The organism is Nostoc sp. DSM 114167 (genome assembly GCF_052692655.1).
In genome coordinates this window covers 7732841-7748730 of the sequence record NZ_CP195116.1, presented here as the reverse complement: position 1 = coordinate 7748730, position 15890 = coordinate 7732841, and the positions used below count along the sequence as shown (strand labels likewise).

Here is a 15890-nt window from a genome sequence, read left to right as displayed (position 1 = left end):
AAAGTGTGTGAAGGGGCTGCCGTCGGCAATTCCTTCACACTCTTTTTGTAGTAATTAAAATAATGACTGATTTTTGATAAATATCTAACTGAAAGTAATACTTTGGGATGGAACCTTCCCACTTTTTTTGTAGTAATTTAAATAATGAATGACTGATTATTGAATATGGTGTGAGCAGCATGAACTTCCAGCAATTTGCTAAACAAGGCTACTCGATCCTGAGACAAAACTATCTTGACACAACCTTGGAATCCACTGAATTGGAGAGGTTTCACCAAAATATAGTCTTCTTCCGTGAAGCAATGAAGAAGTTTTTTGAGCAACCAATCCCAGAAAGACTTTTGTTTAAATCCGATCAACCTAAAGATTTAAGAGTATCAGGGTATCGTTGTGGCTATTGGCCTAAAGGTGTATATCAGGATAAATATGAAGGCAAAAATTTTCCACTTGAGTACTATCACTCCCGAAATTTCTCTTCTAGTGAACACGATAACTTCTTGATTCCTGAAAATGGATTAGAGCCTAGCTGGAGAGATAACGTCGATCGGTTGCCTCATCAACAAGGCTATGAAATAGCTGGGTTTATAGATCGCCATATCCTTAAACCACTTCTGGAAAACTTAGTTATCTATTTACAACCTAACTTGCTGCCATCCTTGATTCTTCAGGTTGGATCGACATATTATCGAGATCGGGTAGTGCTAAATATACATCGAGACAAAGGCTTTCTCCAAATTATTATTGGACCTGCATCGGGGTTAAGAATTCAACCTAGTGATAGTGCTAACCCTCAACCATTAACTCTTGATATTGGAGAAATACTTATTTATACAGGTTTTCAGTTTCAGGATTATTTTGGGGGAGTTCCTGCTCTTGCCAAGGTTGAACCCCTTTTGCATGAAGTTATAGCTACTGAAGACAAAAGAATGAGTATTGTAGCTGCGGCCTTTTTGAAGATATGACGATCGCTCCTCCTATGCATAGTCTGATTTTTCACGGGAAGTCCTCAAGCCTTGAAAAAGCATGGCTTTTTCCACAGGCTAATTTTCAATAGTCCTAAATTAATGAAAATAGCTGAGGAAAAAATCAGATTAGTAAAGGTAATTGATCGGGTGGTGGTAGTGTTGTTTCAATCCCTAATAGGGATTTTAGTTGATTGCAATTTCATCCACAAATACAATGCTCCCAAATTGTCGCCTCGTTTCAATCCCTAATAGGGATTTTAGTTGATTGCAATGCCAGAAAGTGTTGGGGCAGCAGTAGAAGCATTCGTTTCAATCCCTAATAGGGATTTTAGTTGATTGCAATACCGCAGACGAAACCTATATCATCCGCACTGGTTTCAATCCCTAATAGGGATTTTAGTTGATTGCAATATTATTGAAGCAGACGTAGATACCGTTTTAAATTCTGTTTCAATCCCTAATAGGGATTTTAGTTGATTGCAATAGGGAATTGTATTTACCCTTGTAAGGATTTAGATCGTTTCAATCCCTAATAGGGATTTTAGTTGATTGCAATAATGTGTCTGTATTTCACACCTACATTTATGGGATGTTTCAATCCCTAATAGGGATTTTAGTTGATTGCAATTTTAAGAGGTTTTAATAATTCCTTATAGTAAGAAGTCTGTTTCAATCCCTAATAGGGATTTTAGTTGATTGCAATAGCAGGCGTCTGAAAGACTTGTGTTATTTGGTTTTCAAGGTTCAATAGCGCGAATGCAAAAATCATAACATAAGGAGTGGCAATTGTGCTAAATGTAAATAGCTGAAACTCAGTCTACATAAGTGCGCGGATGGTTTTAAGATGCTACAGCCCTCAAAACCTTGCATATAGGGCAATTCAGCTATTTTTGTATTCCCCCCTTCTCCAACACCTACCCATCCGCGCATTTAGTTAAAAAACTAATCCGATTGAAAAGCTGTTTACTATAGATATCCCAAGATATCCCACTCAACTAGGTCAGATGGCTTTAAGATGATGCCTATACTTAGGCAATTCCAGCATCCCCATAACTAAGCTTATTTGGCAACGTCTTCAAAGTCTGTTATCGCATAAGCAAATTCTCTAAAAGCTGTTTTAATCAGAACCTCTTTTGTTCCTCTTTCTAGGGAAGAGTTGCGGATGAGGTCTGTTAATTCTATGAACAATAGAGAAAACATAAAACGATCTTGGCGGTCAACTTGTTTCAAGCAAGACGATATAAACTGATAAAGCTCTGTTTTTCTGGGTTTGGTTTGTTCATCCCATATTTGCAAACCAAGCCGAAAAGTTCTCAAGCGGATTTCATTAGTGTTGAAGGACGCGTCTTTGTAGCGGACTGATACGCGCTGGGGTAGTTCCATGAGTTTTAGCTATACATATTCAACGTAAAGTAATTATTCACTTATATTTTGGCTCAACCGGAAAAATCTGATATTTTGCACTAATAGCAATAGCCGCCAGATGTTAAAAACAAATGACTTGCGTGGAATATAAAGAGTTATGTAGGGTAGAACTGCTGTACTACCCTACGATCGCCAATTTAGAGGATACCCCAGAAATGGAGTAGCCCTTGACCAGAAAAAGCTTCAATCAAAATCGCAGAGACAAAACCAATCATTGCAAGCCGACCGTTCCAATTTTCACTCTGAGGAGTGAAGCCAAAACGCACAGCATTAGGATCTTCTGAAACAATAGACGCAGAATTCTTCAAATCTGACATGAGCATAACTCCAAAATTCAAGTGTTGTAGCAGTTATAACTGTCTGTAAAGTAATGTAACAGATGTTCAAAAAAATGCAAGATTGAGTGAATTAGGACTTACTCACTCTCTATGAATTCTTTGTCTATGAGACGCTGCGTGATGTTGATGATAACAGCGAATTAGTGCGAGAAAATTGGACTATTAGCTTGAGTATAGATAATGATTTTGGCGATTTTTGATGGTTAAAGCGCTTTTCAAATGCATCGATTTTTCTCCTAAAGGACTTCCAAAAAATAAATTATCCATTTTGTGGGGTGGGCACATGAGCGCCCTAAATTTTGGACGGGTGGGGACACCCATCCCACAAGAAAATTTGGGATGTTTTTTTATTTGGAAGTCCGCCCCTACTATGGGATATTTTTTAACTGGAAGTCCCTTAAAGTTACGCTGGATAAATCCGTAATCTTCTATTTGGTTCTTCGCCAAAACTATGCGACTTGAGGCGATAATGTTCTACCAACTCATGTTGCATTTTGCGAACTTGGGGAGAACGTGGCAATAACTCGACTGGCTGTCCTTTAGGAATCACAATTTGCTCAACGGCAAGTCTAGCTTCTTCTAAGGCATCCATCTCATCATCGCTACCATTGTGCAAAAACAATTGTAGTTCTCGATCGTCGGCCATCTCTGGGTCGTCAATATTCAGCAACCGCCGCAAACCACGGGTAATTTGCGGAATGGTGCTGGACTTAATCATGTGAATGGGTACATGACGAGCTTTGGCCATTTGGCGTAATTTGGCGTGGTTTTTGACGTGCGATCGCAGTGCTAAAATTGCATCAGCACTATCTATATCTTTTGTCAATACTACGGGCAAAGTTAGCACACTAATCACCTGTTCCAGTTGGTGGCGGCTCACCCCATAAGGGTAAACGTGCAATGGCAAATCTTCACCATTCGGCCCTGGGTGTCTAGTAACAGCATCGAAATCAATGCTCTCAGAATAGTTGAAGGATTCATCCAGCAAACGGTCAAACTCACTGCGCCCAGTTACCCGCTCTACAGGCAATTGGGGTAGTGCAACCATTTGTCCAGATGAACGCCAGCCATTAGACGGTCGCGCCGGTGGGAAAGAATCCTCCACTGTTCCTAGCTGTCCACCACGACCGTTGACAACAGCTAACTGACGTGTAACTGCAATTTTGCCGTGGTCATCAACGGTTCTGGTTTGTGGAGTAGGCTGACGCCCCCGCAGCAGATTATCTACGGTGTCAGCAACACTTTCGTGTACTGTCCAGCGTTGGCGTTCCAACATTTCCACCGCAATTTCAAAGGTAGGTGGGGCTTTGCGCTCCAAAACAGTCTTTTGAGAGCCTCGCCGTCTGGCTTCATCGTCTCCCAAGGTCACAGCTTGGATACCCCCAACTAAATCAGCTAGGGTGGGATTTTTTATCAGATTTTCGATCTGATTTCCGTGAGCAGTACCTACCAACTGTACGCCCCGTTCCGCAATGGTACGAGCCGCTAAAGCTTCCAATTCCGTGCCAATTTCATCAATGACAATGACTTCTGGCATGTGGTTTTCCACTGCCTCAATCATCACCTGATGCTGTTCGTTTGGATGAGCCACTTGCATCCGTCGAGCGCGACCAATGGCGGGGTGGGCAACATCACCATCCCCAGCGATTTCGTTGGAAGTGTCAATAATCACTACTCGCTTTTGCAAATCGTCCGCTAAAACACGGGCTATTTCTCGTAAGGCGGTAGTTTTACCCACGCCTGGACGCCCCAGCATGAGAATCGATTTACCAGTTTCTACCAAATCGCGGATCATGCCAATGGTTCCGAATACGGCTCGACCAACGCGACAGGTCAAGCCAATAATCTTACCAGTGCGGTTGCGAATAGCGCTGATCCGATGCAAAGTTTGCTCAATTCCTGCCCGATTATCTCCGCCAAAGATTCCGACTCGTTGAATGCAATCATCTATTTGTTCTTGAGTAACGGGTACTTCGCTCAAATACTCAGCTTGATTAGGAAAGCGAGCCTCTGGGCGACGACCCAAATCCAAGACCACTTCTACTAAACTATCTCGTTTGGGATGACTCTCTAGTACTTGTTGCAGGTCTTGGGGCAAAATGTCTAATAACTTTTGGAGATCGTCTGTAATCGTCATGCGTTCTATGGTGACGTTTTTAGAGATAGCGAGGACATTTGCGTGCAGGAGAACCCGTCCTGGGTATATTTCCGAACGAGCGATTAATGCTCCTGCTGTGACTTGATCTGGGAAACGAGAGAATGGGCAAGTTCTACAGCTTGCCAAAGCAATACTTCATCTTCTTCTAGGCGAACAGTCGCCTTCATATTGGTGTTACTTACCTCCTTATTCTCTAACTGTTCGAGAATTGGTGACAGCAGTACGCGAGCGTAGCTACCGTAGGCGACCCCGGCAATGGAGGCAGGGGAGCAGGGAGCAGGGAGCAAGGGGGAATTTTCTCCTCTGCCCCCTGCCCCTTGCCCCTCTGCCTCTTTAAGTAGTCCCATTGCCTTTAACTTAGCAACGGTATACTTATTTGTGCCGCCTGCTAACTGCACATATCCTGGTAACTTAGCTGCCAAAACTTTTTGCCCTAATTTCACTGCGGCTATTGTGGTGCCATCGCCAATATCACCACTCATCGGACGACCATCGGTTTGCCAAATTAAAGCACCCTTGAGTGGGGCAATCCTATCGTAGAGCGTTCTTAAGTAGTCAATCATCCCTTCACCATCAGGACAGCTGATGGCTAGTAACTTTAGTTTATCGACCCACGGTGAAATTGCTTGCCATAATCGCTCAAATTCTGCCAATCGCCCGACTTTTGTATGGATTTCTACGGCATCTACTCCCGTTGACATTACCAATGGCGCGATCGCTCCTGGCGTTGTCACGTATGAAGCTGTATAAATTATACCATAAGGGCAAACTGGAATGCAACGACCGCAGCCATAACACTTTTTGGATACTACTCCTGAAAAGTCTTTTTTGATACTGTCAAACACAATCGCTTGTGCCGGACAAATCCGTTCGCAGGGTCTAGGGCAGTCTGGAGGACACTCATAAGGATTAAATTCTGCTTTGCGAAAATGGGGGTCTTCTCCATCGTTTAGGCTGACCATCAAAAACGGTAAATTGCCTTTGTAGTCAAAGCCTCGCTTTTGGGCATCCTGAGCCAGAGATTTGGCTGCTTGTAGCCCTGATTGCGCTGCTGCAATTACTGCTGGATCAGCTGCAACATCTATGCAGTCAGCGCCCGCCAAAGTATAGGCTAACGTTAAACTTCTGACTGCCGGCAAATGCTGGAAGCTGGCTCCGCAGATCAGCTTGAACCAGTCACCTTGTTTGAGAGATTGTAAAGGTACGAACAGATCAGTCACTATTCTATTATGCGTTTATGCGACTAAAAATAGTAGTCTGCGATCGAGAAAAAGTCCGAATTTGCTAACTTAGGGTTTATCGAATTGGGTATGGGGCACAAGAGGCTGAGGGGGATTGGACATTAGGAGTGCTGAGTTAGGAGTTAGGAGTTAGGAGTTAGGAGTTAGGAGTTAGGAGTTAGGAGTTAAGAGTTAGGAGTTAGAAGTTAGGAGTTAAGAGTTAGGAGTTTTGTTTACCCCCTTGTCTCCCTTGTCTCCCTTGTCCCCCTTGTCTCCCTGCCCCCTGCCCCCTGCTCCCCACTCCCACAGCTGTCTTAGGAGGCCGACAACATGACAACTGTATTTTTTGTAGAAGACTCTGCTGAAGATAGAGCTTTGTATCGACGCTTCCTAAAGCGGGACGATCGCTACACTTATGATATTTACGAATTTGAGTCTGGCAATCAGGCGCTACAAGCTTGTCAAGGGAAAATACCAGATGTGATTTTGTTGGACTATCGATTACCAGATTTAGACGGGCTGGAATTTCTCACTCAGCTACAGAGACAAACTTCTCACATTATAATTTCAGTAATTATACTGACGGGACAGGGAGACGAAACGATCGCAGTCCAAGCAATCAAGAGTGGGGCGCAAGATTATCTAGTCAAGGGAAAACTGACTTCTGATAATTTACGTCGAGCGGTTCATGGGGCGATCGAGCAGATGCAGCTAATGCGGCAGCTAAAACAACAACAAGAACAACAAAAGTTAGTAGGTGCGATCGCTCTTAATATTCGCCAATCGTTGAGGCTTCAAGATATCCTTGCCACGAGTGTTCAAGAAGTCCGTCAGTTACTGGGTGCCGATCGGGTAATAGTGTATCATTTTACGCCACAAATGCGGGGTAACATCGTTGCGGAGTCGGTATTACCCCAATGGACACCAATCTTCGGACTGAAGATTGAAGATACCTGTTTTCAGGAAAATCAGGGGGGAGAATATCGCCGAGGAAAAATTTGGGCAGCCACAAACATCTACGAAGCGGGTTTAAGTGATTGCCATATTCAACTTTTGGAACAGTTTCAGGTGAGGGCGAATTTAGTTGTCCCGATTTTGTTAGAGAGCAAGGAGACTCAAACAGTTGAACTTTGGGGGCTATTTATTGCACATCAATGTTCTGCCCCGCGACAATGGCAGACATTTGAGGTGGAATTGCTCAAGCAAATAACGGTGCAACTAGCGATCGCTATCCAACAAGCGGAACTCTATCACAATCTCCAAACCCTCAACACCGAGTTAGAAGCCAAGGTACAGGAGCGCACTGCCAAATTGCACCAAAGCGATCGCCGTTTCCGTGCCATCTTCAACAACACTTTCCAGTTCATAGGACTGCTAACGCCAGCTGGCATTTTACTGGAGGCGAACCAGACGGCGCTAAGTTTTGCCGGACTGAAACTAGAAGATGTCATCAATCGCCCTTTTTGGGAAGCACACTGGTGGACAATTTCACCACAAACTCAAACAGAATTAAAACAAGCGATCGCTCGTGCAGCCCAAGGAGAGTTTATTCGCTATGAAGTTGACGTTCTTGGTGCAAATAATCGGGTAGCAACAATCGATTTTTCACTCCGTCCGCTTTTAGATGAGACAGGTCAAGCTGTTTTGTTGATTCCAGAAGGGCGAGATATTACCGAACTCAAACAGGCTAAAGAAAAGCTCCAACAAAGTGAAGCACTGCTAGCTACTACTCAACAAATCGCCCATGTAGGCAGTTGGGAATTGAATTTAGAAACGAAAAAGCGCTCCTGGTCAATGGAAACCTTTCGCATCTCTGGTCTAAATCCCACTCAAGGCGAACCCGACCAGACGGAACTTCTCCAAATAATTCATCCAGACGATCGCGCCTGGATAGAGGCTCAACTCGAAAAGATGATGTCTACAACGGGCTACGCCTACGCTCAAAAAGCCCCTTTCAATCTTGAGTATCGAATTATCCGACCTGATGGTTCGGTGCGCTACGTTGAATCAAAAGCAGAGATAGCTTATGACGCTCAAGGACAGCCAGTTAAACTGTTGGGAGCGGTTATAGATATTACAGAACGTAAACAAAATGAGTTAGAAATCATCCGTAGTCGTGACCTGCTAGAAGCTGTTTATAACGAATCCGCTGATGCACTTTTTTTGGTAGATGTTGAAACATTACTGATCGCTGACTGTAACGATCGAGCAGTGGAGCTATTTGCAGCCTCTAGTAAAGCTGAACTGATTAATATTGAAAGTAATACTCTACAAAAACAACCCTTTACTTCCGATGAAATCGCCACTTTTATGGAAGAAATTAAACAGCAAGGGTTTTGGAGTCGAGAAGTTGAATATATTACTAAGCAGGGCAAACCCTTTTGGGGAAATATCGCCGCCAAGCAAATCACAGTCGCTGGTACTGTGATGCAACTGGTACGAATCACGGATATTACTGCCCGGAAGTATGGTGAAAAAGAGCAGCAACGAGCAGAAATAGCTCTCCGAGAAAGCGAGGAACGACTACAATTAGCCCTTGAGGCTTCTGGAGATGCTTTGTGGGACTGGCATATTTTGACTAAAGAGGTGTATTACAGCCCTGGCTATTTAGAAATGCTCGGATACCGCTTTGATGAACTCCCACAGAATTTGAGTACTTGGCAGCGATTAGTTCATCCAGACGATCTACCTTGGGTGGAGAAAATCTTGGCAGCTCACCTCAAGGACAGTTCAATACCGTACAAATTTGACTATCGGCTTTGCACTAAGTCAGGGGAATACAAATGGATTGCCAACTACGGCAAGGTTGTGATGCGAGATGCAGATGGTAATCCTCTGCGAATGACTGGTACTCATCGGGATATCAGCGATCGACAAGCCGCGCTACGCGAACACAAACAAGCCGAAGCAGCCTTAGCCAAAAGTGAAGAACAACTGAGACTAACGTTGGAATTTAATCACATCGGTCTTTGGGATTGGAATGTTCAAACAGGTGAAGTTATCTGGAACGACAACCATTTTCGTTTGTTAGGTTTAGAGCCAGAAATATCAGCAGCCAGCTATCAATTATGGCGCGATCGCGTGCATCCAGAGGATGTTGACGGAATTGAACAGACTGTATCAAATGCACTGGCACAACATATTAATTTTCAAGCTGAATATCGAGTGATTTATCCCGATGGCAGGGTTCGCTGGCTTACGGGGAAAGGGCGTGCTGCTTACAACGAAGCAGGCGAACCTGTACGGATGTTAGGGGTAATTATTGATGTCAGTGAACGTAAGCAAGCAGAAGCAGCTTTGCAAGAAAGTGAAGCTCGATTCCAGGCATTTATGAACAACAGCCCAGTGCTAGCTTGCATCACTGATACAGACGGCTGTGTACTTTACTTAAATCAAACATACCTGCGGACATTTAAATTACTACCCGAACAGGTAATTGGGCAATCTATTTTTGACCTCTACCCAGATGAAATTGCTCGGCAGCATTTCGATCGCATTCGCACAGTCATAGAGACAAATCAGGCAATTGAGGTGATTGAATTTGCTCCTCGACCAGACGGTTCCCTCGGTGAGTTCTTGGTATACAAATTCCCGATTCTCGGATTGTCTGCACAAAAGCTAGTGGGTAGGGTAGCGATTGATATCACAGAACGCAAAATTCTAGAGCGAGAACTAGCTCACAAGCAAAAGTTATTGGATACCTTCATCAATAATGCACCTGTTGGGATAACCATTCTCGATCGGGAACTGCGTTATTCATTGATTAATGAAGCATTAGCAGAAATTAATGGCATTCCCGCAGCAGAGCATATTGGTAAGACACCGTGGGAGATTGTCCCTGATATAGCACCAAAACAAAAGCAACTCTTTCGACATGTTTTAACAACGGGCGAACCGATTTTAGATTTAGAAATCAGTGGAGAAACTCCAAAATTTCCAGGTGTAATCAGGACTTGGCTAGCTTCCTATTTTCCAATTCAGTCTGAAGCCGATCGACCTATTAGCATAGGCATTGTGGTAGTTGAAATCAGCGATCGCAAACGCACTGAACAGATGTTAGAGTTGCAAGCAGTCATTACCCGCAACATGGCAGAAGGAATTTGCTTAATTCGTGCTACAGATGGCGTGTTTGTCTACGCCAATCCTAAATTCGAGCAGATGTTTGGTTATGAATCTGGTGAATTAATCGGTCAGCACGTATCGATTGTTAACTATGGTGATGAAAACAATACACCTGAAGATGTTAATCAGGCGATTAGAACTGCTGTTTTAGAACACCGCGAAGCAATTTATGAAGTCCATAATATTAAAAAAGATGGCACTCCATTCTGGTGTAGCGCTACCGCTTCCGTTTTTGAACATCCTGAGTATGGAAGTGTCCTTGTGGCTATCCAACAAGATATCACCGAACAAAAGCAAGCGGAAGAAAAAATCAAAGCCTCTCTAAAAGAAAAGGAAGTATTACTCAAAGAAATTCATCATCGTGTTAAGAACAATTTAGGAATTGTTAGCAGTTTGCTGCAAATGCAATGCAGACGAACACAAGATCCTGTGGTGACAGCTATTTTGCGCGATAGCCAAAACCGCATTGCTTCCATTGCCCTAGTTCATGAAAAATTATATTGTTCTGAAGACCTCGCTGATATTGATTTCGCTCAATACATTCCAGATTTAACAACTCATTTATTTGATTCCTATAATGTCAGTTCCAGCCAGATTCAACTACATATTCAAGTTGATAATGCTAGCCTTGACATCGAAACAGCCATTCCTTGTGGCTTAATTATCAACGAACTGGTTTCTAATGCTTTAAAATACGCTTTTATTGGCAATTGTGGGGGCAAAATTGAGGTTAAGTTTTATCAAGAATCCGCATCTACTTTGACACTCATTATTAGAGATAATGGTGTTGGCTTACCTGAAAACTTTGATAGTAAGAAAACTAAAACACTGGGTATAACACTTGTCCAAGGTTTAGTCAAGCAGCTAAGAGGAAAACTTGAAATTGACTCTCAACAAGGAACAGAGTTCAAAATTACTTTTACAAACAGCCGGATATGAACATAATTGACCTCTCACCAAACATGCAGACAAAAGAAACAGTTCGAGTCCTTGTTGTTGAAGATGAATATATCCTTGCTATCAACTTACAAGAAACTTTAGAGTCTTTAGGATATGTTGTTTTAGATATTGCCGATTCTGCCGAAGAGGCAATTGCAAAAGCAACTGAATTACGCCCAAACTTGATTTTAATGGATATCAGATTACGCGGTGAAATAGATGGTATCCAGGCATCAGAGCAAATTTGGCATCATTTGCAAATCCCGATTATCTACGTCACTGGGCACTCCGATAAAAGTACTGTTGAGCGAGCAACGCTGACATCCCCCTTTGGGTATATTCTTAAACCCATTAAAGAGCAAGAACTTTACGTTGCTATTCAAACAGCACTCAATCGCTACGATCGCGAGCAATTTTTGAGTTCTGTACTTCGAGGAATGGGCGATGGGGTAATTGTAGTCGATACTCAATTAAATATTAAATATATCAATCAGGTAGCTGAAGCTTTAACAGGGTGGCAATGGAATGAAGCTAAAGACAAGACGTTAACTGAAGTTATCAAAATCATTGATGAACAAACTCAGTTGCCGATAGAAAATCCAATTATTGCAGCCCTCCAACAAGAAACTATTATATATTTAGGCAGTGGTGTTCTACTAGTTGCTAGAAACGGGACAATTATACCAATAGCTGATAGCGCTACTCCCCTGAGAAATAACAATGGTGTAATTACCGGAGCCGTATTTGTTTTTCGGGATGACACGCAAAGACGGTTAACCGAAGAACGCAATCTCGCAGCTGAACGCGCTCAACAACTAGAAGTTAGAGTGGCAGAACTGCAACGCCTGAACCAATTAAAAGAGGATTTTCTGGCAACCACTTCTCATGAAATGCGAACGCCTTTGTCAAACATCAAAATGGCAATCTCTGTGCTAGAAAATATTCTCGATCGCCAGGGTATCTTAAATTCAAACACACTTCCCCCACCTGAATCTGTAGACCGCTATTTACGTATTGTGCGCGAACAGTGCGAACAAGAACTGGATTTGGTAGACAATTTACTGCATCTACGAATGATTGATGCAGATGTCTATCCATTGGAATTAACATCAATTCAACTTCAAAACTGGCTACCTCACGTTGCCGAGTATTTTCAAGAACGCGCTCAAGCTAGAGAACAGTCTTTGCAAGTTAGTGTTTCTCCAGATTTACCACCTTTAGTTTCAGACTTGGCTAGCCTGACTGAAATTGTCTCAGAATTACTCAACAATGCTTGTAAATACACTCCACCTGATGGACAGATTGTGTTAAACGTTCAGCTAATATATATCACAAAAAGTCCGCTTGATGAGGATGCTAAATCTGATGTATTAGATAATTTTCAAGTTCCTTATTTTCAAATCACATTTAGCAATTCTGGGGTGATAATTCCGAAAAAAGAACAATCTCGAATTTTTGAGCCGTTTTACCGGATTCCTGAAAGCGAACGCTGGCAAGAAAGCGGCACAGGATTAGGTTTAACATTGGTTAAGAAGTTAGTAGAATATCTCCAAGGCACGATTGAAGTTACCAGTTCTCAGGGCTGGACAACGTTTACAGTTCAGCTGCCTTTAAGTTTGTGATGGTATTTGGCATTTGTCATTTGTCATTTGTCCTTTGTCATTAGGTGTTGGTTATTAATTCTTCTTATCCTGCCTCCCTCGCTCTCCGAAAGAGTTCAAACTACGCCAAAATCTAAATAAACGCGATCGCGTCTTACTAACATCTTACCGACAATGCAGATTACCCAAAGTCTCCATACAGCGATTCTTGTGACTGACTTAGAACGCTCTGAACATTTTTATGGCAAAGTATTGGGATTATCCAAAATCGATCGTTCCCTAAGCTACCCTGGTGCATGGTATCAAGTCGGTAACTATCAAATTCACCTGATAGTTTCAACCACTGTCCCCACGGAAAACCCAAACGAAAAATGGGGACGTAATCCCCACGTTGCCTTCACAGTAGCTAACTTAGAGGCCGCCAAACAAGAATTCCTCAATCAGAATTATCCCATTCAAGCTAGTGCTTCCGGTCGCGCTGCCCTGTTCACTCAAGACCCGGATGGGAATATTATCGAGTTGAGTCAGCAGTGAGCCGGAGTGGGAAGCAGGGGAGCAAGGGAGCAGGGGAGCAGGGGGCAGGGGGCAGGGAGATGAGGGGGACAAGGGGGAATTATTGAACAAGTCTCTCCCTTATCTCCCCCCTCTTTTTTGTCTACCTTGTCTCCTCTCAATGCCCAATGCCCCACTTCTATTCTGGTAATTTATATTGCCCAACAATACGCTTGGCAAACTCTGGAACGTGTGCGTCTAATTTCTCTGGATGATTGCGCTTCACATACAAATAATTCCGAGTAAAGTGAGAATCAATGGAAAATCGCGCATATTCTAGACCCTTGGGGCCGATTTTTTCGATTACCACACCCATCAGTTTTGCTGCCCACATCGGCAGGGTAACGCCTTTATCGTAAGCGGGAATACTTTGTTGTACGGCTTCTTTCCGGTTGCCTTTAGACGTTACTGGTTGAGTGTCTAACTGGTCTTTCACTAAATCCAGCATTTCCTTACCAGTGTCATTTCTAACTACAATCCATTGCCAACCGAAGGGTGCGCCCATATAACCAACAACTAAGTCGGCTAGGGAATTAACATAATCAAAGCAACTCATACAGGATGGTGCAAAGACATCTTTGAGTTTGTTGGTCTTCAAGCCAAAGAAAGGCACTGTTTCTGATGAGCCATCTTCATGTTTGAAGTGAACCCGAAAGTCTTGCATAAATTCGTAATGCACAACTGTATGAGGCGAACGACTGGTGGTTTCTAAGAATTTTTGCAGTCCGGCGCGGTTAACGTTGTCTACGCAGGGCGTACCCAAAACATACAGCTTTTCTAAACCAAGTTGTTTTTCTACGGCTCGTAATGCCTGGATTTGGCAACCAACACCAATTACCAACAGCCGCTTCATCCCCGATTTTTCCACCTGTTCTAATATGGAAAGGTTCGGAGAAAGTGTTGGTTTATTTACTCGTGCTGCTAGTATTTCTTCTGGAGTCCGGGCAATGACGGGCATGGGTTGAAAGCGGTCTTCTTTGGTGTTTTGCACGCAGACTACACCTTCAACTAAGCCGCGATTCAGCATTTCAATGGCAATGCTGCTCACGATACCCGTCCATTGTGCGCCTTCGATGGGTTGTTGTTTCTTCGCCGCTATCATGTCTTGATGAACACCAAAGTAGAGTTCATCGGGGTTTTCGAGATGGCGCGATATCGCGTGTGTGTTTCTTGTTCAAGTTCGCCTATTTGCTGATTAATAAAAGCGCAAGCTTCCTTGACATAGTGAATATAATATGTATCGCATAGCCCGCACTCGCTACAGAGTTCTTTGGCTGGGCGGCGGCTGGTAGGTTTTAAGGCTCTGGCTTTTTTGTGAGGAGAAACTGAGGTCATATAAACTTTTTGTTTTATCCAGGAATCGCTTTTATTACAATACCTTCACTCGCTATGAACTTGACGATAGAGGATGAACAAGACATTGTAATATTTTGAAACGCAAAGGGACGCAAAGTAAACGCATAGGCGCTTCGCCTTCCCGCAGGGTAGGAACGCAGAGTTTTACCTAATTTATTTGGCTACGAATTAATTAAATATTGTACTGAGGCTTTGATGAGGAACTATAGAAATACAATGGCACTCAGCGATGAGTTGGGGAAATAGAATTTGATTTTTGATACACAGATAAAAGCAGACATTCCCAAACTAGCCGTGGTTGAGCGTAAGCAAGCAAGTATTTTCGAGATTGTTCTAGCTGGTTAATGATACTAGGTTGATGCCACTGCTGCCAGTAAGATTGCTGAAGATAATCAACTAACCACAGTTGTGCTTCTGTATCTAAATCCTTATCAATTGTCTTGGCTAACTCTAAGGCGTTGCGGTAAGATTTAGGCGCTTTTTTCAAGTCTTGGAGTAACTCATCGGGAATAGCTTGTAATTGCTCATAAGATGCGATCGCACTTCCAGCACTACCAGCTGCTATGCTCAATACTGCCTGATTTGACAAAATTTCTTGATGACCTGTTTGTGTGAGTACAACAGCTAAAGACTGTGCATCTAAGCGATAAAAAGGAATGCGTTGACAGCGTGATACCAAAGTCGGCAACACAGATTCAAGTGTCGGTGCAATTAAAATTAATGTCGCCTGTCCCGGTTCTTCTAAGGTTTTAAGTAAAGCATTGGCTGCGGCTTCAGCCATTGTTTGCGCTTCTTCTAGCACTACCACATTTCTTTGTGCTTCTAAAGGGGGACGACTTAAAAACTCGGTAATTTCCCGAATTTGCTCTAGTCGAATTACAGGAGGGGCTTTACGCTTGAGTCCTTTTTCGGCTGCTTCTGCTGTTGTTAATCGTTGTCCCTGGTATTGGTACGTTGGTTCCACCCACAATAAAGCTGGATGGTTCCCCTGACGCAAACGGTTTTGTAAAGATGCAGTAACTCCCATCCCATTAGAAAATAGCAATTCCACAAAGCATCTGGCTGCTAAACTCCTGCCTACACCATCTGGCCCCACAAATAAGTAGGCTGGAGAAACCCGGTTTTGTCTGACAGCCTGAGTGAGTAACTCTATAGCTTGCTGTTGTCCGATAACTGGTGCAAATGGATCGTTAGTCATTCATTATTAGTTAGGA

At 43.1% G+C, this 15890-nt stretch carries 9 protein-coding genes, 1 pseudogene and 1 CRISPR repeat array; of the genes and pseudogenes, 4 read left to right on the top strand and 6 right to left on the bottom strand.

Annotated features, from left to right (window positions below; translation table 11 throughout):
• Positions 1-179 precede the first annotated feature (179 nt).
• Positions 180-962, top strand: coding sequence for a hypothetical protein (locus NSTC731_RS32565; protein ID WP_445628554.1), 783 nt, complete (start codon positions 180-182; stop codon positions 960-962).
• Positions 963-1126: 164 nt separating this feature from the next.
• Positions 1127-1669: direct repeats of the CRISPR family, unit length 38 nt; unit sequence GTTTCAATCCCTAATAGGGATTTTAGTTGATTGCAATA.
• Between the two features lie 355 nt (positions 1670-2024).
• Here NSTC731_RS32565 and NSTC731_RS32560 read toward each other — a convergent pair.
• The 4 genes from NSTC731_RS32560 to ldpA form a co-directional block, all read right to left on the bottom strand.
• Positions 2025-2348 carry a hypothetical protein gene (locus tag NSTC731_RS32560; protein ID WP_194046858.1) on the bottom strand — a complete coding sequence of 108 codons (324 nt, stop codon included), beginning with the start codon at positions 2346-2348 and terminating at the stop codon, positions 2025-2027.
• A 179-nt stretch (positions 2349-2527) separates the two neighbouring features.
• Complete coding sequence (locus NSTC731_RS32555) at positions 2528-2707, bottom strand: chlorophyll a/b-binding protein (protein WP_322693332.1); 180 nt, start codon at positions 2705-2707, stop codon at positions 2528-2530.
• A 424-nt stretch (positions 2708-3131) separates the two neighbouring features.
• Positions 3132-4865 carry a R3H domain-containing nucleic acid-binding protein gene (locus tag NSTC731_RS32550; protein WP_322693385.1) on the bottom strand — a complete coding sequence of 578 codons (1734 nt, stop codon included), beginning with the start codon at positions 4863-4865 and terminating at the stop codon, positions 3132-3134.
• Between the two features lie 83 nt (positions 4866-4948).
• On the bottom strand, positions 4949-6106 hold the full coding sequence (ldpA, locus tag NSTC731_RS32545) for a circadian clock protein LdpA (protein ID WP_445628553.1): 1158 nt from the start codon (positions 6104-6106) through the stop codon (positions 4949-4951).
• 330 nt (positions 6107-6436) lie between these two features.
• Here ldpA and NSTC731_RS32540 point away from each other — a divergent pair, with 330 nt between their 5' ends.
• The 3 genes from NSTC731_RS32540 to NSTC731_RS32530 all read left to right on the top strand — a co-directional run bounded on the left by NSTC731_RS32540 (position 6437) and on the right by NSTC731_RS32530 (position 13302).
• Positions 6437-11167 carry a PAS domain S-box protein gene (locus NSTC731_RS32540; protein ID WP_445628552.1) on the top strand — a complete coding sequence of 1577 codons (4731 nt, stop codon included), beginning with the start codon at positions 6437-6439 and terminating at the stop codon, positions 11165-11167.
• Between the two features lie 23 nt (positions 11168-11190).
• Entirely contained in the window at positions 11191-12789 is a 1599-nt protein-coding gene (locus NSTC731_RS32535) for a response regulator (protein ID WP_445628551.1), read from the top strand.
• Between the two features lie 153 nt (positions 12790-12942).
• Positions 12943-13302, top strand: a complete 360-nt coding sequence (locus NSTC731_RS32530) for a VOC family protein (protein WP_445628550.1) — start codon at positions 12943-12945, stop codon at positions 13300-13302.
• Positions 13303-13459: 157 nt separating this feature from the next.
• Here NSTC731_RS32530 and NSTC731_RS32525 read toward each other — a convergent pair.
• Positions 13460-14655, bottom strand: a pseudogene (locus NSTC731_RS32525) (Coenzyme F420 hydrogenase/dehydrogenase, beta subunit C-terminal domain).
• A 244-nt stretch (positions 14656-14899) separates the two neighbouring features.
• Positions 14900-15874, bottom strand: a complete 975-nt coding sequence (locus tag NSTC731_RS32520; RefSeq protein WP_445628549.1) for a DNA polymerase III subunit delta' — start codon at positions 15872-15874, stop codon at positions 14900-14902.
• Positions 15875-15890: the final 16 nt, after the last annotated feature.

Bases quoted from the DNA above. Each gene is read 5' to 3' on its own strand.
- NSTC731_RS32555 (WP_322693332.1), bottom strand. From the start codon at position 2,707: ATGTCAGATTTGAAGAATTCTGCGTCTATTGTTTCAGAAGATCCTAAT.
- NSTC731_RS32520 (WP_445628549.1), bottom strand. From the start codon at position 15,874: ATGACTAACGATCCATTTGCACCAGTTATCGGACAACAGCAAGCTATA.
- NSTC731_RS32565 (WP_445628554.1), top strand. From the start codon at position 180: ATGAACTTCCAGCAATTTGCTAAACAAGGCTACTCGATCCTGAGACAA.
- NSTC731_RS32540 (WP_445628552.1), top strand. From the start codon at position 6,437: ATGACAACTGTATTTTTTGTAGAAGACTCTGCTGAAGATAGAGCTTTG.
- NSTC731_RS32560 (WP_194046858.1), bottom strand. From the start codon at position 2,348: ATGGAACTACCCCAGCGCGTATCAGTCCGCTACAAAGACGCGTCCTTC.
- NSTC731_RS32530 (WP_445628550.1), top strand. From the start codon at position 12,943: ATGCAGATTACCCAAAGTCTCCATACAGCGATTCTTGTGACTGACTTA.
- NSTC731_RS32550 (WP_322693385.1), bottom strand. From the start codon at position 4,865: ATGACGATTACAGACGATCTCCAAAAGTTATTAGACATTTTGCCCCAA.
- NSTC731_RS32535 (WP_445628551.1), top strand. From the start codon at position 11,191: ATGCAGACAAAAGAAACAGTTCGAGTCCTTGTTGTTGAAGATGAATAT.